Source organism: Waltera acetigignens, assembly GCF_025567015.1.
Lineage (GTDB): Bacteria > Bacillota > Clostridia > Lachnospirales > Lachnospiraceae > Acetatifactor > Acetatifactor acetigignens.
The window spans coordinates 25,406-43,493 of the sequence record NZ_JAOQJO010000002.1 but is presented as its reverse complement, the minus strand read 5'-3'; the positions used below and the strand labels follow the sequence as shown (position 1 = coordinate 43,493).

Sequence of the window (18,088 nt, the reverse complement as noted above, 5' to 3'; positions counted from 1 at the left end):
ATACCTATATGATACCTGTTTTGATAGTACCACAGATATTAATAAGTACTAAACAGAAGTGTCATAGGTATTTTCTATTATCACATTTCTTTTTATTTTCAAAAATTATCCCAATTATATGAAGCACCAAAAACTGGTGCAAATTAGTGAAAATACACCAGTGGTGTTACTTCCGTAATTTGTGGGTTGGTTATAGAATTAATCGCACAGAAAGTTTTTAACACACAATGTGCCAGTATTGCCACAATGTTACCTGATGACGCCGACAGTGTTTGTAGAGACATATTTATTGGTTTAAGTATGGATTAATTGTACTTAAAGAAAAAAAGTCCGTCAGAGAATATGTTTTGACGAAAAAAGTCCATGAGAGAATATTTTACAAATTAGTGATTTGATTTACCATTATAACTGCAAACGATATCATGTCTGGTTACTTAAAAATATAAAAAATCTGCTTTGAGGTGGAAAAACTCTGCTGATAAGGGATAAAGTAGTGAAAATTTATTTGTTGAAAATTTTGGTAATTATAAATTGATTTATTTGTCACATAATGCATGTTTCAAGTGTCTAATAGACAGAAACAAAGAACTTGATATGAATTATATTTTAGTGCTTATCAAGTTTGGAAAGGAGAGGGCGATGAGTCTTATTGAAGATGCTAAAAATAAGAATCCGGATGCGTTTGAACAGCTTATACAGCCACAATTACAAAGAATGTATCGTGTCGCAATTTCTATGCTGCATAATGAAGAAGATGCTGCAGATGCAATACAGAAAACGGTTCTTAAATGCTGGCAAAAAATTGGACAACTGAAAAGCGAAGAGTATTTTGGAACGTGGCTCACTAGAATACTAATAAATCAATGCAAAGATATTTTGAAAGAAAGAAAAAAGGTTGTTCCACTTGAAGAGTTTCCGGAACTTATACATGAGGATCATTACTTTACCAATGAATGGAGAAAAATATTAAGTAATTTAAATGGAAAGTACCAGATTGTTATGGAACTGTATTATGTGGATGGGTTTTCTACCAAAGAAATTGCAAGGATGCTACATATAACAGAAGTGAATGTCCGTAGTAGAATGGTCAGAGGGCGGAAGCAACTGGAACAGATTCTTACGGTAAGAGCAATGGATTAGTTGGAGGTTTGCTTATGAAAATAGATGAATACAAAAAAATTAGTGATAATGTGCAGGTGCCTGATGTTGTATGGGAAGGATATCAGAATGCTATTAAACAAATTAAAATGGAAAAAGAAACAGATAAAAATATTGTGAAAATTTCTAAATGGAAAAATGTGAATGCTCTTGCTAAAATTGCAGTTGTATTCGGGGCAGTTGTATTGTTATCGGGTGGTACTTTTTTATCTGTAAAAGCCTATATAAGTCATTTAGAAAAAATAAGAAACATGGAAGCTGAAGAAGTTATTGATTTGTATGAGAATATCTTCCAGTATGATAGTAAATATATGTCCAGATCTATGTCTGCAGATGAGGAGAGACGTTTTAGCGAATTATATGATTTGTATTGTAGAGATATGGCAGAGCCGGAGGGAGAAGTTGCTGTTATTTCTTCAAAAGATGAATACAATGGAGAGGGAATTGCGTTTTCTAAAGAAGAGGGTATCTTAAACCTTCCTATGCAGGAAATGACGGACGAAGAAATCCTTCAGCTTGTGGTATTTAATCTGCTGGGACGATATGTTGATTATGAGGCATATGTGAAAGCGAGCAACCCTTTGTACTATTTGAATGCTTTAGAACAAATGACCATGCAGGAGGTTGATGAATTATACATAAATTATAGTTCTGCCAATACGGAGACTAGCTTTTACAATAGAGAGTTATCCTTTGATGAATTGGGAAGAAGAAAAGTTCTGAAAATGCTTTATAAAAGCGGAGAAAAGCAGCCGGAGAACACAATGCCTATCATTCAAAAGGAGAGTGAATATAGTGGGGAAGATATAGCGTTTTGTGTTAATAATTGTACTTTTTATTTTCCGAATGATGAATTGAGCGATGAACAGCTTTTAGAGCTAATTGATTTTCAAATAAAAGTTGATTATTGTAGACAAAGAATAGAGGATGAGATAGAGCGTGGGATAAGAAGTGATTGGCCTTATATAGAATATGTGGAAAGAGAAAGAATTATAACCTTGGATTCCGATGTAAAAGTAGATGATGAAATCTTATCCCAGCAATGGTTAAAAGCTTATGAGGATATTTTGAGGGAGTATTATAGAGAAAATAGTACCTATTATGAAAATCCCGAACGTTACTATGCAAATGTCTGTTTTATATATCTGAATGATGATGAAATTCCAGAAATGTTATTTAGTCACGGATGTACTGATTTGGATTATGATGATAGATGTAATTTGCGAAATTACTTATACACTTATAAAAATGGAGAAGCGGTACTTCTGACGCCGGGTGCAGAAACGATAGATGATTTCTACGGATATAATAAACCTTTTAGCTATGTAGAACGAAAGGGTATGGTTTATTGCGATTATTATTATATATATGATTTTACAACATATAATAGCGAGACAGATATGATTGATAATGTAAATGATCACATGTCTAAAATGGATGTATGGGATTTGGATACCTTGACCTGTACCTCGTCGAATGCTAATATTGAAATGTTACATGCTATTTATAATTATGTTGAGGAAGAGTATGCAGACGCCACATTTAATGTTGAGTATTATGTCAATGTTTCGGATATTATACGAGATGAAAACACAGGTTATGTAAAAGAGATTATTGGAGAAAAGGTGGACCGCCAAACTTATGAGAAAAGTGAGGCGAGTCTCTGGAGTGGAGAGCAGATTACGACTCTTTCTATTAGCGATTATGATAAGATATACGCTGATGACAATCTGTTAGAGGCACTTGCGCAATGCTACTTGAAAAATAGAATGTGATTTTTCGGGAGAAATTACTATGAATAAAAATCAAGTAGAAAAAGTGATTTGGTGGGCATTAAAAAATCTTTTGGGAAATCTGTTGCCATTTATTCCTTTTGGTTTTCTTTTGCCTATTGCATATCCCCGAATTAAAGCATTTTTCAAAGTATTTTTAGTAGGAATGTTTGCAGTATTGTTTATAGAAATCTTTCAGTATATGACACGATTGGGAAGTTTTGATATAGATGATATAATTCTTAATATGGTTGGTGTTTTAAGTGGATATGGGACATTTGGGCTGGTTAACCATGTTTTGCTAAAAGAGAGATAAGGTTTTAGATTAAGTTGCATTTATTGAAATGTCGATTGATTTTATCACGTCCTATGCTATAATATCTTCATAGCAACACTTTGGCAACAGAAAATCAGTAAGCCAAAATAAAATGTGCAAATGAGGTAAAATATCGGCAGATTTTAAACGAAACCTAAACAAAATAGTTTAAGTTAAAGCATCAACTTGCCGAGTTTGAATAACGGATTAAAATGCCGAAAACCTGTATTTATGCGGGTTTCCGGCATTTGTTTTATCAAATGGCTCTATTTGTGGGTGAAGTAATGACTTTCGTAAATCAATATATTGCTTTGCTAGGTTGATTAGGAGAAAAGATGACAGATAATGAAAAGAGATTTATAAAAAGTATATTTTCGGGAGACAGTAGTGGTCATGACTATTATCATACGATACGAGTATATAAACTGGCTACTAAAATCGCAAAACAGGAAAATGCAGATGTTAAAACAGTGCAGTTGGCAGCTCTGTTACACGATGTGGACGATATTAAGCTTTCTCCGGACACTTATGCTGCCAAGAAAAATGCAGTTGATTTTATGATGGCAAATAAGGTAGATGAGGAAATAATAAAGGTTGTATGTAAAATTATAGATGAGGTTTCATTTGCAGGAACTGATTCCGTCGTACCTGATACCATAGAAGGAAAATGTGTGCAGGATGCAGACAGACTTGATGCTATAGGAGCTATTGGAATTGCCAGAACACTTGCATATGGTGGTAGTAGGGGAAGAAAGATTTATGATCCGGAAATAAAACCTAAAATGGGAATGAACAAAGAAGAGTATCGGAATAATCAAGATTCTACAAGCATCAATCATTTCTATGAAAAGTTGCTTTTGTTGAAAGACATGATGAATACGACTGAGGGAAAGAAACTGGCAGAACACAGACAGGCTGTAATGCAGGAATTTCTTAATGAGTTTATGATAGAATGGGAAGGGAAAATGTGATGGAAGTAAAATTTTATGATACAGTTAATGATGAACTATTGAAGTTTGCAGTAATAATCTCACAGAGCAACGGCAAGTGGGTATTCTGTAAGCATAAAGAAAGAGATACCTATGAAGTGCCGGGAGGGCATCGAGAAGCTGGGGAGGATATTTTTGAAACAGCTAAAAGGGAGTTGCAGGAAGAGACTGAGGCTATCAAATTTGAGATAAAACCAATATGCGTATATTCGGTGACAGGTAAGACTAGAGTAAATGATACTGGTGAAGAAACATTTGGACTGCTTTGCTTTGCAGAGATAACAGAGTTTGCGAAAGAATTACATAGCGAAATGGAGAAAGTTGTGCTTATGGATGATTTGCCTGAGAACTGGACATATCCGTTGATACAGCCGAAATTGATAGAGAAGTATTTACAGGTAAAAATAATTCTATAATTGGAGCAACAGTAACTTTCACAGTCGATAGACCATTAGGAAGTTATCATCCTGAATATAAGGATATGTATTATCCAATAAATTATGGTTACATTGAAGGAGTTATGGCACCAGATGGAGAAGAGCAGGACGCTTATATATTGGGTGTAAATGAACCAGTTTGCAAGTTTACAGGTAAAATTATTGCCATTGTTTATAGAAAAGATGATATAGAAGAAAAGTGGGTAGTTGTGCCTGACGGAGTAACTTTTTCAAAGGAAGAAATCAGGAGACAGATTCATTTTCAGGAACAATATTTCGACAGTGAAATTGTGATGTAATATGAAGGAGATTGCTATGTCATTAGGATTAAAAAGAGGAATAGTGCAGCTTGAACCACATGATAAACGGTGGGATGAGGCTGCCATTCAAACAATCAAAATACTTAAATCTATATTAGGAGATGATGCTATTGATATACAGCATATTGGAAGTACAGCAATACCGGCAATTAAAGCAAAACCGATTATTGATATTGTCGTTGGGGTAACTGATTTTGATAAAGTAATGTTACATAATGAGCAATTACGACAAGTGGGAATATTTTATCGCGGTTCAGATGTGGAACGTCAGCTTCTTTATGTAATGGGCGATATGGAAAATGATACAAGAACGCACCATATTCATATTGTGAAATGGAACGGAACTGAGTGGAAAAATTATATTCATTTCAGAGATTATCTAAATGATAATGAGAATATGGCTTTGCAGTATCAGAAGGTAAAGGAAGAACTGGAAAGTAAGTATGCAGATAATAGAGTGGCATACACTCATGGAAAGCAAGACATGATAGACATTATTCTTGATAACCAGCTGAATGGATAAACTTTGTGTAAAAAAGATAGTTTGAGAAATTATTTAAAGAATATGTTATGATAATAATATAATTTTTGATTTTACTCATAATATTATTAAAATGTGTATACTGAGATTTCTAATATCACAGATGATGCATAAAGTTGATTTAATAAATCTGATGTAGTTGTTACGGCATAAGATTATAGTGTCCGATAGAGTATGAAAGGGGATGTATATGATTTATAAAGGTATTATATTTAAAGCAGATCCATTTTCATACAATTTGGAATTTGATGATAGAATTACTCTTGTTGGTGGAGATAGTGGTACAGGTAAGACATTTCTTTATGGATTGTTGAAAGATATAAGACTTACAGAGGAATACAATGCTATCAAATTATTAATTACAAATCAGATGACTTTTTAGAAGCAATAAAACAGTGCCGCAATAATTTTATTGTGATAGATAATGCAGATTGTTTGATTAATGATGATGTTAGGAGATTCATTAATTTTGAATTATCAAATCAGTATATGCTTTTCTTACAAAATTGTGATGGACTCAATGTATCTGATAAGAGTTTTAAAGTGCTTAAGTTTGATAACTATAGAATAACACTGGCAGAGGAGCTGTGATTTTAGGCATTGCAATGGGAGGTATGTCAAGATGCGTGATTCAATAGAGAACATATCACAACTTCAGAAAAAGTTGAATGACCTGCAGTTGGAAAATCAGATATTGAAAAATATATTGGACAAAGCAGGATTGTCATACCATAAGGAATTATCAAAATTAAGACAAAGTGGTAGTAAAGAAGCTTTTGATCCAGAACAGGGTAAAAGAATCATTCATCCACAGGCAATAACAGAAAATATGGCAAATCAGTTTTTTAGTATGTTCTGGGGAAGACAGGATGTCTATGCAAAGCGTAGTGTTAATAAAGAAACAGGAAAGGCTGCATACTATCCACAGTGTAATAATTTCTGGACAAATGTGTGTCATAAGAAGATAAAGGATGGGATTAACTGTAAGGACTGCAAGAACCGTTCTTATAAAACAATAACGAAGAAAGATATATTAAATCATTTGCAGGGAAATGCATATAATGCATCGGATGTAATAGGCGTTTATCCTCTTCTTAGTAATGGAACATGTCGATTTATGGTATTTGACTTTGATAATCATGATAAGGATGCAGAAGAGAAAGACTTTGCAAATTCTGATGATACATGGGTGGAAGAAGTTGAGTCAATGAGAGAAATTTGTGTATTAAACGGAATAGAGCCGTTAGTAGAACGCTCAAGATCTGGCAGAGGTGCACATGTATGGATATTCTTTGATAAGCCGATAGATGCTTCATTTGTAAGAAAATTTGGATTTGCTCTGCTGGACAAGGGTGCGGAACAGATTAACTTAAAATCTTTTAAATACTATGATAGAATGTTGCCTGCACAGGATTCATTACCGGAGGATAGTGCTGTTGGCAATCTGATTGCATTGCCATTGCAGGGAAAAGCTTTGCAAGATGGGAACAGTGCATTTATTGATGGTAATTGGAATGCATATCCTAATCAATGGGAAACTTTATTTAATAAACCAAGATTATCGCAGGAATTTTTGGAAGAGAAAATAAAAGAATGGTCAAATATTATTGATGATATTGCAGCAAATGCTGCTGAAAGTGACAGGGAAAAACCATGGAACAGAATGCAGCATTTTAATAAAAATGACGTAGAAGGAAAATTACATATTATCTTGTCGAATGGAATATATGTAGACAATACGAATTTAAAAGCGGCTATGCAGAATAGAATCCGGAGAATGGCGGCAATCAGTAATCCGGTTTTCTATAAGAATCAGGCAATAGGAACATCAAATTATGATACAGCAAGATGGATTTATCTTGGGAAAGATCATCTGAGCGGATATATACAGATACCACGGGGACTGCAGGACGAACTTTGGGAAAACATAAAACAGGCAGATATTGATTACGAAATGGAAGATGAGCGCCAGCAGGGCAGAAAAATTAATGTGGATTTTAAAGGTGAATTGCGTCCCGAACAGGATAAGGCATTAAAAGAACTGATCAAGTATGATAATGGAATACTTCATGCAGCAACAGCATTTGGCAAAACGGTGGTCAGTAGTGCAATAATTGCACAAAAGAAAATAAATACATTGATTATTCTTGAATCTTCTGCACTTATAGAGCAGTGGAAAGAGGCATTGGAAAAATTCTTAAATATCAATGAGGGACTTCCAACTTATGAGACTAAGACAGGAAGAGTAAGGAAAAGAAAAAGCCTGATTGGAACATTACAGGGAGCACATGATTCAATGACAGGAATCATAGACATTGCAATGGCAGGTTCATTGTGCAAAAAGGGTAAGTATCATAAGATGATGAATGAATATGGACTCGTGTTGATTGATGAGTGTCATCATTCTGCCTCAGAAACAATAGCCAATGTTTTAAAAGAAGTGAAAGCAAAGTATGTATATGGTGTGACAGCAACTCCCAAAAGAGGAGATGGACTGGAAAAAATCAACTATATGCTTATCGGACCTATAAGATATAGCTATACGGCCAAGGAAAAAGCAAAGGAGCAGGGAATACAGCATCTTGTGTACCCGCGTTTTACCAGGACTGTACCGCCTAGAGGTGTAATTACCGATAAGATGCATCCAAATGAAGCATATGAGATTATTCATAATAATGACGTCAGGGATGAGCAGATTATTGAGGATGTGAAGAATTGCGTAGCAGCAGGCCGGACACCGGTTGTTTTGTCACGATACAAGGATCATTCTGAAAAATTCTATGAACGGTTAAAAAGCTATGCAGATCATGTATTTCTTATGACAGGTAACAACTCTAAGAAAGAACACAGGAAGATTCTTGAGCAGATGCATCAGGTTGATAAGAATGAATCACTTATACTGATAGCTACAGGTTCTCTTGTAGGAGAAGGCTTTGATTTTCCAAGACTGGATACACTTTTTATGGCAACACCTGTATCATTTCGCGGTGTAGTGGAACAGTATGCAGGAAGACTGAATCGTGATTATGCAGGTAAAGAAAATGTGATAATATATGATTATGTGGATAATCATATTCCAATGTTTAATAATATGTATATGAAGCGGCTGAAAGCATATAAACAGATCGGATATGAGTTTGGCGATGGTTTGCAAACTGTTAAACAGACGGTTAATGCAATATATGATGGAAATAATTATAGTGAAAATTATCATAAAGATTTGCTTGATTCTAATAAGAATATAATTATTTCCAGCCCCGTAATCAGCGGATCAAAAGTTTATGAGTTAATCAATATGCTAAAGGAAAAACAGATGTCAGGAGTTCAGGTCACAATAGTCACGTGGACTCCAGATTCCTATGGATTTGGTGATGCTGCATACTGGATGCAGTTACATGAAGATATGCGTAGAGCTGGGTTTTATATTAGAACAGTAGAAGAATATTGTGATCGATTTGCTGTTATTGATCAGGAAGTAGTCTGGTATGGAAATATTAATCTGCTAGCGAAAGATAAGGTTGATGATAGTATTATGAGAGTAAGGAGTAAAGGGATAGCAGGTGAATTGATGGAGATTACATTTAGAAATAATGATGGCAAGGCCCCAGAAGATTATGAGAATTAATAAAAGGAAGTGAATTTATGGACATAAAGCAGCTAATCGGCGAAGCTACAGATTACGATAAAAAGGTTGCACTTGAGACAAAGAAACCCAAAAGCTGGTGTAAGAGTATAAGTGCATTTGCAAATTGTTATGGTGGTAGGCTGGTATTTGGTGTGGCAAACGATGATGCGTTGGTTGGTCTTTCGGATGCTGAAGGAGATGCAGAGAAAATTAGTGAGATAATTAAAACACATCTTAATCCAATACCAGAGTTTGAGCTTTCATTTGAAAAAGATAAAGACAAGACGTTTGTTATTGTAGAAGTTATGAAAGGGCAGCAGACACCATACTATTATGAAGGCGATGGACAACTTATTGCGTTTATGCGTATTGGAAATGAAAGTGTTCCAGCAACACCTTCACAGTTAAGAGAGTTGGTACTTCGTGGAAGTGGTGAAAGTTATGATAGTCTGAAGTCAAGATATGATTTTAGCAATATGTCTTTCACAAAATTAAAATCGGTATATAAGCAAAGAACAGGAAATGCATTTGAAGATACAGATTATGAATCTTTTGGTTTGATTGATGAGAAAGGCAATCTGACGAATGCAGGAGCACTTCTGGCAGATGAATCTCCGGTTCGTCATTCCAGATTATTTTGTACAAGATGGAATGGACTTACGAAGGCATCTGGAATTGTAGATGCACTTGATGATAAGGAATATACTGGCAGTCTTGTCACATTATTACAAGATGGAACAGATTTTGTAAGAAATAACTCTAAGAAGGCATGGCGTAAGGTTGGGGACGGCAGAATTGAAATGCCGGATTATCCGGATCGGGCAGTGCTTGAAGGTGTGGTAAATGCATTAATTCATAGAAACTATATGGAGATAGGCAGTGAAGTTCATATAGATATGTTCGATGACAGAATCGAAATATATTCACCCGGTGGAATGGTAAGTGGAATATCTCTTGAGGGAAAAGATTTATTAAAAATTCCATCAAAGCGAAGAAATCCGATATTAGCTGATATATTCAGCCGCTTGAAGTACATGGAGCGTAGAGGTAGTGGATTTAAGAAAATATTGGCAGACTACGAGGGACAGGTTGAATTTGATGAGTCCAAGATGCCTGTCTTTGATGCAGATAATGATGATTTTACATTGACTTTGTATAATCTGAATTATGGCACTAATTATGCAACACAGGTGAATGAAAATGTCATAGAAAATGTCATAGAAAATGTCATAGAAATTTCGGAAGAAAAAATTAAGAAGTTAATGCCAGAGTATTCTAAGAAGAAGCTTGCTAAAGCATATGAGATTCTGAAAATGATTTCGGAAAACCCGAATATTTCTATTGATGAATTAAGAATAGCATTAGATGTCACAGATAGAACAATTGCTAGATATATATCAGAATTAAAGGATAAAGGTATCATAGAACGAAAAGGTCCAGATAATGGTGGAAGATGGAAAATTAGGTAAGTAAATGACAGTAAATATGGCACTCAATGTGACACCCAAACTTTTACTCAAGAATATTCCGAAGTTAGTCTCAACGAAGTCTCACTAGATTTGAGACTGAGTGAGACTCTATGATATAGCAAAATGCGATAAAATCGGTAGTTGCAGGTGAATTATAAAGTTGTAGTCTCAGGTCAGTCTCATTTTTGAAGTTGTTTGTTGAGACTAACATGAGACTGAGGAGGTTCAAAATCATGGACATAAGCAAAAAGGATTGGAAATTATTTCGAGAAAGATTATCAGGCTGGCAGGAAAATTATATGGAAGGTCTTGTTAAAGAGTATGTAAATTTTCTGAATGATGATAAAAAGCCTGCATCAGAGAAATTCTGGGAACTTGAAAAACGGATAAAAGAAGATAAGCGTCATCTGGGTGTTATCATGGAGATGAGTAAGTCAGAGGTGATATGGGATATTGTTCGTCTTATTAGATTGAAAGTAATTGCATATGGTGATTTATCAGACTTTAGTGATGAATTACAGTTGGAAGTGAAGAGAATACTTGAGATGAGCAGGTGATACATATGGAGATTGGTGCAACAAAAGCAGTTCAAGACCGACTAAAAACAACAAAGATTGAAGAAAGCAAAGGTGCTTCACTTGTGTTCTGCTGGGACACACATTTGACGAAAATAAAAGGAAGAAATGTCTTGTTTATTGTAAATGCCAGTAATCGTTATACAATAGCAATGACAGATATTGAACCAAGAAACTGGAATTACTATGCAATGTATATTATCCGTGTAATTCATGGCATGATGCAGGAAATGGGATATTCCGAGGAGCAGATAGAGCAGTATTTTAAAATGTCAGGCGATACAACTATAACCAAAACTCATGGTAGGAAATCGGTTGGTGGCATTAACAGAATGGTAATGGATGCACAGTATTTTGGTAAGAAGCTGGAGAAAGAAGCAAAGTATCAGTGGGAACTTAGTGAGTATCTGAACAGAGATATTTGCCAGCCAGAGGGATTTGATGCGTATGGATATCCGAACGAACCTTTTAAATTAGACATGGAACGACTAGGGATTGCTACTAAGAGAAAGCCAGCAAAGGTAATTGATTTCGCTCAGTACATAGAAAACAATCGTGGTACTAACCATTAGTACCACAAAACTTCTTCTTGCAGGAATATCGACTGGAGATTATAATTTTCATAGGTGGACAAGCAAGCCAGCAGAAAATTATTTTGCGAATAGTAAACGAACCTGCAAGCCACCAAAACTACACACAATAATGAAAAAATGCAATGGTACTGGATTGGTACTAAAAATATGTTAAACGAAAAATAATGTGTGGAAAAGACATGGGTTATCAATACAAAACAGTATAGATAGCCATATTTAAATAACCTGAATCAAACCAGACTCTGCGAGTTTGAATAAAAGCCACAAGTCTTGGAACCCGCGGGAGTATCCCAAAGTTTGTGTAAACCTCCAAACTGATGTAAGATAAAATTACTCAGTTTGGAGGTTATTTTTATGGCAAGAAGAAAAGACAGCCCACAAAAAGCAGCAATGCGAGAAATGATGCGTGATTATCTGAAGAATAATGATATCAGTATCAAAGACGGCACCGATGTAAACAGTATCATGCGTGACATGATGTCTGTCCTTTTGGAAGGTGCTTTGGATGAGGAACTGGATGAGGAATTAGGTTATTCCAAGTATGACTATCGAAACGTAAGTACGTAATCATCCGTATCTGTCCGCAACTATATTTTTCTGATACACTCTTTTCATAACAAAGGAAGGAAACTGTATCACTATGAAAACAGATGAAAAAATCACGCTGTGGTCTGAAAGAATCCGCGCATTCCAATCCAGTGGGCAGACTTGCAAAACATGGTGTCAGGAACATCACGTTCCAGTCTCTACAATGAGTTACTGGATGTGCAAGCTGAAAACATTGGACGAACAATCGGATACAGATATGATTTTTGCAAAAATGCCAACAGAAAAAGAAATTTCGACGAATGAGACTTTGAACACCAGTCTGTCTCCAGTCCGTATTTTTATCACTAACAGCATTCGGATTGAAGTGATGCCAGAGTGCCCTTCAGAGCTTTTTCGTGTTCTGATTCAGGGATTAAAAGACCATGCTTGATCTGGCAGGTGGCACAACCGTTTACCTTGCCTGTGGAGCTACCGATTTAAGAAAAAGCTATCACGGACTTGCTGCAATTATCAAGCTGAAATTCAAACTCGATCCCTATTCGCGCTGCATGTTTGCGTTCTGCAACCGCAGGCGGACTTCTATTAAGATTCTGCAATGGGACGGATCCGGTTTCTGGATTCTGATGAAGAGGCTTGACAGGGATTCCTTTCACTGGCCGGATACTCCGGATGAATTACAGAAAGTAACCCTGAAAGAAATGCATTGGCTTTGTGATGGTCTTTCACTTACTCCGAAGGGAGCTTTTGAAGAAAGACATCCAAAGATTGTTGTATAAAGAACGGATTTGTCAATTCGCAAAAAGCACGAAATACTCGTGGATATCGGTATATATTCCTACACAGTAAAACGTTGATTTTTCTCGAACAGCCGGACTTTCTATGCTATACTGGAATTATCATATAAGAGTTTGGAGATTACCGGATGGATCCGTTTTTTACAGAAGAACAGCTGAATAACATGAGCCGCGAAAACATGATGGAAGTTATGAGAATCATGCAGAATCAGGTTCGAAAAAAAGAGACCGAGGTACAGCTTCTGAAAGACAAGCAGAAAGAACTGGAATTTATGAATGCAATGCTTTCAGATCGTCTTGCTCTCGCACAGAGAAGACGTTTCGGTTCTTCCAGTGAAAAATACGCAGATGGATATGAACAGATGGATCTGTTTAATGAGGCTGAAGCCAATGCAGATACGGATGCTGCTGAGATTGAAGAGGAAATCGTGATTCCATCGCACAAACGGAAAAAACGCACCGGCAAAAAGGAAGAAGATCTTTCTAATTTCGAAGTGACAGAAACAATCGAATATAAACTGACCGGCGAAGACCGCTATTGTCCGGACTGTGGAACAAAGTATAAAGTCGTCACAAAAGAAGTTGTAAAACGGCTGAAATTCATTCCATCCACTTTTGAAGTTGAAGAAGAAGTGACCTATGTATACAGTTGCCCAAAATGTGGTGCTATGATCCGGCCGGAAAGAGAGTTTCCGCTGATCAAGGGAAGCATTGCTACTCCTTCACTGGTTGCCGGAATCATGAATGCAAAGTATGTCAATGGTATGCCGCTGGCAAGACAGGAACGTGAATTCGCAAGGTATGACTTAAACCTATCGACAAAAACAATGGCAAACTGGATCATCAGCTGTGCAGACCGGTATCTGGGACTGCTTTATGGTCAGATGAAGGAAGAATTCCTAAAGAGCAGATACATCCATTGCGATGAAACCAGGATCCAGGTGATTGATGAACCGGATCAGAAAGGATCATCTCAAAACTGGATGTGGGTATACCTGACAGACCGTTACAGTGAAGCCCCACAGATGGTTCTCTTTGATTATGAGAGAACGCGTGCCGGATATCACCCGGTAAACTTCCTTGGAGATACATTTCATGGATATCTGACCTGCGATGGGTATCAGGCGTATCATGGACTGAACGATTCCATCACCGTAACAGGATGCTTTACCCATGCCAGACGCCGTTTTGATGCTGCGCTTACGGCATTAAAAAAAGATTTTACCAAAGAGCAGCTGAAAGAAACCATTGCATATCAGGCAATGACGAGGATCGGAATCCTGTATAAAGTGGAGGAACTGATCAAAGATAAGACGGCGGAAGAACGGTATCAGGAACGTCAGAAACAGTCACGTCCAGTGGTGGATGCCCTGTTTGAATGGCTGCATTCGATGGAAGATTCTGCAGACAGATCTTCCCTTATTGGTGATGCCATTTTATATACGCTGAATCAGGAAAACTATCTCAGACGATATCTGGATGACGGACATCTGAGCATTGATAATAATAGTGCGGAGCGCGCCATCAAAAATTTTGCGGTCGGCCGCCGGAATTGGCTGTTTGCCAAGAGTATCCGTGGCACAGATGCCAGCGCAGTTGTTTACAGTATCGCTGAAACTGCCCTGCTGAATGGACTGAAGCCGTATATATATCTTACCTATGTGTTAGACGAGCTTCGTAAAATGGGTCCTTTTCCAAAACCGGATGACCTAAATCGGCTTCTGCCATGGTCAGATGAATTACCGGAAGGATTTCGAACTAAAGAGAAGAAATAAAATGTGCCGCCCAATGGGCGGCATTTATTAAAATACAAGGTACCGATGATTACGTACTTACATTCCAAGGTCTATTTTTTTCTTCATTCAATGTAGGAAAAACCTTGTAAAATCAATATTCTTAAGAGATATGAATAGATAACCAAGACATTTATAGAGACTCTGTCGTATGGCTTTTGGTGGTGTGATACCTTTTTGATACCTGTTTATGATTGTTGAGCGTTTAGCATTCTTATATAGGATTTAAAAAAATGGTTCTGAAAAACTTATACGTCCAGCATTATTTCTTAATACTTCTTCACGTTCTGGTGAGTATAATTGTTTTAAATAGGTACGTAGTGTCTGCTGATTTTGAACCGGAAACGGTTTGATCAGCAGACACTAAATATCGTCAAAGCCAGTAAAATCAATAGATTTAGGCTTGGCAGAATAGGAAGGGCAAATGAAAAATTTATTAAGTATATTTGGGAAAATGGATAATTCAGAGATTGTTAGCAAACTGGGAATTTTAAATAAACCGGGAGACAGATTAGAAGCACGTATTACTGATTCTAACCGACGAGTAGTTAAAGTACAAACGGATAATGGAAATTCTAAATATAGCGCAACGCAATATCCAAATGGAACTCTTGTGGAAACAAAAGTAACCAAACAGAAATAGTAATATTAGAGTTATTTGTGATACCCGTAAATAAATACCTGTGAGTTATTTTTTCATTATTCAACAACTGTCAAACTCCCGTAAAAAACATGAAAAGAACGCTGTCCAAAATTACGTTGTCATGATATACTTTTGTGTGATTAGAGGTTGATTTATGATTTTTAAGGAGCGGTTCGATGATTGGAAAGCGAAAAGTACCTACATATCGTCGGAGAATTTTTCTGTATTTTATGGCAATTGCCATTGTACCACTTTTGGTTCTTGGTTTTTATTCTTATCATAGTGCTGTTTCAGCGGTAAGAGATAGTATTCGCCAATCCAATGAGACAGCGTTGTTGCAGGTGGAGAATAGGACTGAAAATGTGTTGGACGCTGTACGGCAGGATTTTCTTATGATAGCTGGACGAAGTTCTACGAAGGAGATAATTGATCAGGAGTATGATGATATCCCCTATCCTCAGATTCGAAGTTTTATTGATGAAATAAGCGGAGGCGAATCTTACATTAACTATGCAGACGGGTATAGTTTTATTAATTATAAAAAGAAATGGGTTCTAAGCAATAAGGGATTTAATTCCATGGATGTAGTTGCAAACTATGAGTGGCTGGAAGAGTTGGCAGATGCATATCAGCGCATTTTCTGGGTGAATCATATAGGGAATGATGAAGGTGAAAATGCAATTGATTCCCAATATGTCGATGACCAATATCTTATGTATGTGGTTAAAATGCCGACTAATACAGCGCATACAGATGCTGTATTAGTAGTGAATATGAAACAAAGTGCCATGGAAGATCTGTTTCACGATAGCTTGGGTAATGGTAGTTTGTTAGTTATGGATCAGAATGGAGAGATGGTCTATTCTGAAAATGAAGCCGTTTATTCTTATTACAAGAATCATCCGGAATTTTTGGAGAATATGAATGAAACTACGATTCATACATCTGAAGGAGTCTATGATATCGTAAAGCGTAAGGCATCGGTTAGCGGTTGGGTTTATGTGGCTGGATATAATTCAGCAGCGGCAGACAGCCAGTTTCTTGAAATATTGTTTACGATGATTGGAATTATTATGATTGTCCTCATGGTTACAGGGATTATTAGTGGTTTTGGTAGCTTTTTTGTGTATAAACCGGTGAAAAATCTAGTGAACCAGGTGAAGTCTGTTATTCCGGAAGAGGAAAAAGAAGATGAGGATGAATTTAATCTGATTCAGGAAGGAATACATTCTCTTCTTGGCCATAATGAAGAACTGAAGGATGTGATTGACCGACAGAAGAATCAGGTAAAAGAACTGTTTGCCATACGTCTGGTACGTGGACGGATAAAAGAGGAAGAAATAACAAGGATAAAAGAGAGACTTCAAATGAAATTTGATTCATGTCTTTGCGTTACATCGGTGATATTTTGTCCACTGTACGAAACAGACCGTGATCAGACAGGAATAGATGCCCTGAATCTGGAATTATTGAATCATCTTCCGGAAGAAATAAAAAAGATGCTCCTTTTTCCGCCGTTTATCTACACGCGAGCTATTGTAATGATTGTGGATGGGAAAAACAGAGATGAGACAGAACAGAAATTAGTTGCTCTCAGAAACAGTCTTTCAAGTTTTATTGCAGAGATTTGTGGTGGGTATATTGATATGGGTGTTAGCCGTATCTTTGAACAGGAAACTGGTTTTCGTCGAGCATATAATGAAAGTCTGGAGGCATTGAAGATAAATGAATACTCAAATCGTGATGAAAATATAGAAGGTATATCTATGGAGGATAGTTCCGTCACGTATTATGGGGATTTGATTGGACATAGCCCAGGTGGAAGTGATTACAATCTGGTATTAGATGCTGCGATCAAAGAGGCAATCGATTCCGGCGACCAAAAGCGTGCCTTTGCCATTACCAATGAATTCATGAAAGAGGTCAATAAGTCCGGTGTTGTGTTGTATGAGCAGCATTACTATTTCCATCGATTTTTATTGGCAATTTTATCTGTCCCTGCAGATGCGGGAATTCCGATTTATGATTTATTTCCGGAAGGGGACGAAGATCTGTTTTTACAGTTTAATCAGCTGTATGATTCTCGAAGTATCAAAATGTTTTACGAAACAAAGGTAATTGTTCCGGTAATTAATCGAATGAACCAATTTAGAAAAAGCAGTTCTGAAATGGTCATGGATAAGATTACAGAACTGGTAGAAAAGAATGGTGGAGATCTGACTTTAAGTGAGTGCGCTGAAAAGGTTGGATGTCATCCGAGTTATATCTGGCGTGTTATGAAGAATACCAAGGATATGACATTTACCGATTATGTTGCAGGACAAAAGCTGGAGATGGCAAAAAGGATGTTGGTAGAAACGGATCTCTCTGTTGCAGAAATTGCGGAACGATTAAGCTACAGTAATGCGCAGAACTTTATCCGCTTATTTAAAAAACATATGGATATTACTCCTGGACAATATCGGAAACAGTATAAATAAAACATCAAGAAGATGGATTCATGCAATGCGAATC

17 protein-coding genes and 1 pseudogene are annotated in these 18,088 nt (G+C 36.6%); all 18 read left to right on the top strand.

The window, feature by feature from the left end; translation table 11 throughout:
- Positions 1 to 594: 594 nt before the first annotated feature.
- A complete protein-coding gene (locus OCV96_RS02920; protein ID WP_262593450.1) occupies positions 595 to 1,140 on the top strand; it encodes an RNA polymerase sigma factor in 546 nt (181 codons plus the stop codon).
- 14 nt (positions 1,141 to 1,154) lie between these two features.
- Positions 1,155 to 2,933 carry a hypothetical protein gene (locus OCV96_RS02915; protein ID WP_118731123.1) on the top strand — a complete coding sequence of 593 codons (1,779 nt, stop codon included), beginning with the start codon at positions 1,155 to 1,157 and terminating at the stop codon, positions 2,931 to 2,933.
- Between the two features lie 19 nt (positions 2,934 to 2,952).
- A complete protein-coding gene (locus OCV96_RS02910) occupies positions 2,953 to 3,246 on the top strand; it encodes a VanZ family protein (RefSeq protein WP_022152819.1) in 294 nt (97 codons plus the stop codon).
- A 335-nt stretch (positions 3,247 to 3,581) separates the two neighbouring features.
- Positions 3,582 to 4,217 carry an HD domain-containing protein gene (locus OCV96_RS02905; RefSeq protein ID WP_262593447.1) on the top strand — a complete coding sequence of 212 codons (636 nt, stop codon included), beginning with the start codon at positions 3,582 to 3,584 and terminating at the stop codon, positions 4,215 to 4,217.
- On the top strand, positions 4,217 to 4,651 hold the full coding sequence (locus OCV96_RS02900) for an NUDIX hydrolase (protein ID WP_262593446.1): 435 nt from the start codon (positions 4,217 to 4,219) through the stop codon (positions 4,649 to 4,651). Before OCV96_RS02905 ends, OCV96_RS02900 begins: the two co-directional genes overlap by 1 nt.
- Before the next feature lie 65 nt (positions 4,652 to 4,716).
- Complete coding sequence (locus OCV96_RS02895) at positions 4,717 to 4,971, top strand: inorganic diphosphatase (protein ID WP_262593445.1); 255 nt, start codon at positions 4,717 to 4,719, stop codon at positions 4,969 to 4,971.
- 16 nt (positions 4,972 to 4,987) lie between these two features.
- Complete coding sequence (locus OCV96_RS02890) at positions 4,988 to 5,515, top strand: GrpB family protein (RefSeq protein ID WP_262593444.1); 528 nt, start codon at positions 4,988 to 4,990, stop codon at positions 5,513 to 5,515.
- 208 nt (positions 5,516 to 5,723) lie between these two features.
- On the top strand, positions 5,724 to 5,915 hold the full coding sequence (locus tag OCV96_RS02885) for an ATP-binding protein (protein WP_262593443.1): 192 nt from the start codon (positions 5,724 to 5,726) through the stop codon (positions 5,913 to 5,915).
- Positions 5,916 to 6,155: 240 nt separating this feature from the next.
- The gene (locus OCV96_RS02880; RefSeq protein WP_262593442.1) at positions 6,156 to 9,158 is read left to right on the top strand and encodes a TOTE conflict system archaeo-eukaryotic primase domain-containing protein; all 3,003 of its coding nucleotides are present in this window, start codon (positions 6,156 to 6,158) and stop codon (positions 9,156 to 9,158) included.
- A gap of 17 nt (positions 9,159 to 9,175) precedes the next feature.
- Positions 9,176 to 10,627: an ATP-binding protein gene (locus OCV96_RS02875; protein ID WP_262593441.1), complete on the top strand. Its 1,452-nt coding sequence runs from the start codon at positions 9,176 to 9,178 to the stop codon at positions 10,625 to 10,627.
- A gap of 233 nt (positions 10,628 to 10,860) precedes the next feature.
- Entirely contained in the window at positions 10,861 to 11,184 is a 324-nt protein-coding gene (locus tag OCV96_RS02870; RefSeq protein WP_262593440.1) for a hypothetical protein, read from the top strand.
- Between the two features lie 5 nt (positions 11,185 to 11,189).
- Complete coding sequence (locus tag OCV96_RS02865) at positions 11,190 to 11,774, top strand: DUF6933 domain-containing protein (protein WP_262593439.1); 585 nt, start codon at positions 11,190 to 11,192, stop codon at positions 11,772 to 11,774.
- A gap of 375 nt (positions 11,775 to 12,149) precedes the next feature.
- A pseudogene (locus OCV96_RS02860) lies at positions 12,150 to 12,359 on the top strand (IS256 family transposase); the annotation flags it as partial.
- 76 nt (positions 12,360 to 12,435) lie between these two features.
- Positions 12,436 to 12,774, top strand: coding sequence for an IS66 family insertion sequence element accessory protein TnpA (tnpA, locus tag OCV96_RS02855; protein ID WP_227061613.1), 339 nt, complete (start codon positions 12,436 to 12,438; stop codon positions 12,772 to 12,774).
- On the top strand, positions 12,767 to 13,120 hold the full coding sequence (gene tnpB / locus OCV96_RS02850; protein ID WP_138347361.1) for an IS66 family insertion sequence element accessory protein TnpB: 354 nt from the start codon (positions 12,767 to 12,769) through the stop codon (positions 13,118 to 13,120). The genes tnpA and tnpB overlap by 8 nt, the downstream gene beginning before the upstream one ends.
- Positions 13,121 to 13,266: 146 nt before the next feature.
- Positions 13,267 to 14,913, top strand: a complete 1,647-nt coding sequence (gene tnpC / locus OCV96_RS02845; protein ID WP_227061615.1) for an IS66 family transposase — start codon at positions 13,267 to 13,269, stop codon at positions 14,911 to 14,913.
- 442 nt (positions 14,914 to 15,355) lie between these two features.
- A complete protein-coding gene (locus tag OCV96_RS02840) occupies positions 15,356 to 15,574 on the top strand; it encodes a hypothetical protein (RefSeq protein ID WP_117467131.1) in 219 nt (72 codons plus the stop codon).
- A 176-nt stretch (positions 15,575 to 15,750) separates the two neighbouring features.
- Complete coding sequence (locus tag OCV96_RS02835; protein ID WP_117569199.1) at positions 15,751 to 18,054, top strand: helix-turn-helix domain-containing protein; 2,304 nt, start codon at positions 15,751 to 15,753, stop codon at positions 18,052 to 18,054.
- Positions 18,055 to 18,088: the final 34 nt, after the last annotated feature.

Excerpts from the sequence above, each read along its gene's own strand:
- OCV96_RS02920 (WP_262593450.1), top strand. The coding sequence starts at position 595 with ATGAATTATATTTTAGTGCTTATCAAGTTTGGAAAGGAGAGGGCGATG.
- OCV96_RS02915 (WP_118731123.1), top strand. The coding sequence starts at position 1,155 with ATGAAAATAGATGAATACAAAAAAATTAGTGATAATGTGCAGGTGCCT.
- OCV96_RS02910 (WP_022152819.1), top strand. The coding sequence starts at position 2,953 with ATGAATAAAAATCAAGTAGAAAAAGTGATTTGGTGGGCATTAAAAAAT.
- OCV96_RS02905 (WP_262593447.1), top strand. The coding sequence starts at position 3,582 with ATGACAGATAATGAAAAGAGATTTATAAAAAGTATATTTTCGGGAGAC.
- OCV96_RS02900 (WP_262593446.1), top strand. The coding sequence starts at position 4,217 with ATGGAAGTAAAATTTTATGATACAGTTAATGATGAACTATTGAAGTTT.
- OCV96_RS02895 (WP_262593445.1), top strand. The coding sequence starts at position 4,717 with ATGTATTATCCAATAAATTATGGTTACATTGAAGGAGTTATGGCACCA.
- OCV96_RS02890 (WP_262593444.1), top strand. The coding sequence starts at position 4,988 with ATGTCATTAGGATTAAAAAGAGGAATAGTGCAGCTTGAACCACATGAT.
- OCV96_RS02885 (WP_262593443.1), top strand. The coding sequence starts at position 5,724 with ATGATTTATAAAGGTATTATATTTAAAGCAGATCCATTTTCATACAAT.
- OCV96_RS02880 (WP_262593442.1), top strand. The coding sequence starts at position 6,156 with ATGCGTGATTCAATAGAGAACATATCACAACTTCAGAAAAAGTTGAAT.
- OCV96_RS02875 (WP_262593441.1), top strand. The coding sequence starts at position 9,176 with ATGGACATAAAGCAGCTAATCGGCGAAGCTACAGATTACGATAAAAAG.
- OCV96_RS02870 (WP_262593440.1), top strand. The coding sequence starts at position 10,861 with ATGGACATAAGCAAAAAGGATTGGAAATTATTTCGAGAAAGATTATCA.
- OCV96_RS02865 (WP_262593439.1), top strand. The coding sequence starts at position 11,190 with ATGGAGATTGGTGCAACAAAAGCAGTTCAAGACCGACTAAAAACAACA.
- tnpA (WP_227061613.1), top strand. The coding sequence starts at position 12,436 with ATGAAAACAGATGAAAAAATCACGCTGTGGTCTGAAAGAATCCGCGCA.
- tnpB (WP_138347361.1), top strand. The coding sequence starts at position 12,767 with ATGCTTGATCTGGCAGGTGGCACAACCGTTTACCTTGCCTGTGGAGCT.
- tnpC (WP_227061615.1), top strand. The coding sequence starts at position 13,267 with ATGGATCCGTTTTTTACAGAAGAACAGCTGAATAACATGAGCCGCGAA.
- OCV96_RS02840 (WP_117467131.1), top strand. The coding sequence starts at position 15,356 with ATGAAAAATTTATTAAGTATATTTGGGAAAATGGATAATTCAGAGATT.
- OCV96_RS02835 (WP_117569199.1), top strand. The coding sequence starts at position 15,751 with ATGATTGGAAAGCGAAAAGTACCTACATATCGTCGGAGAATTTTTCTG.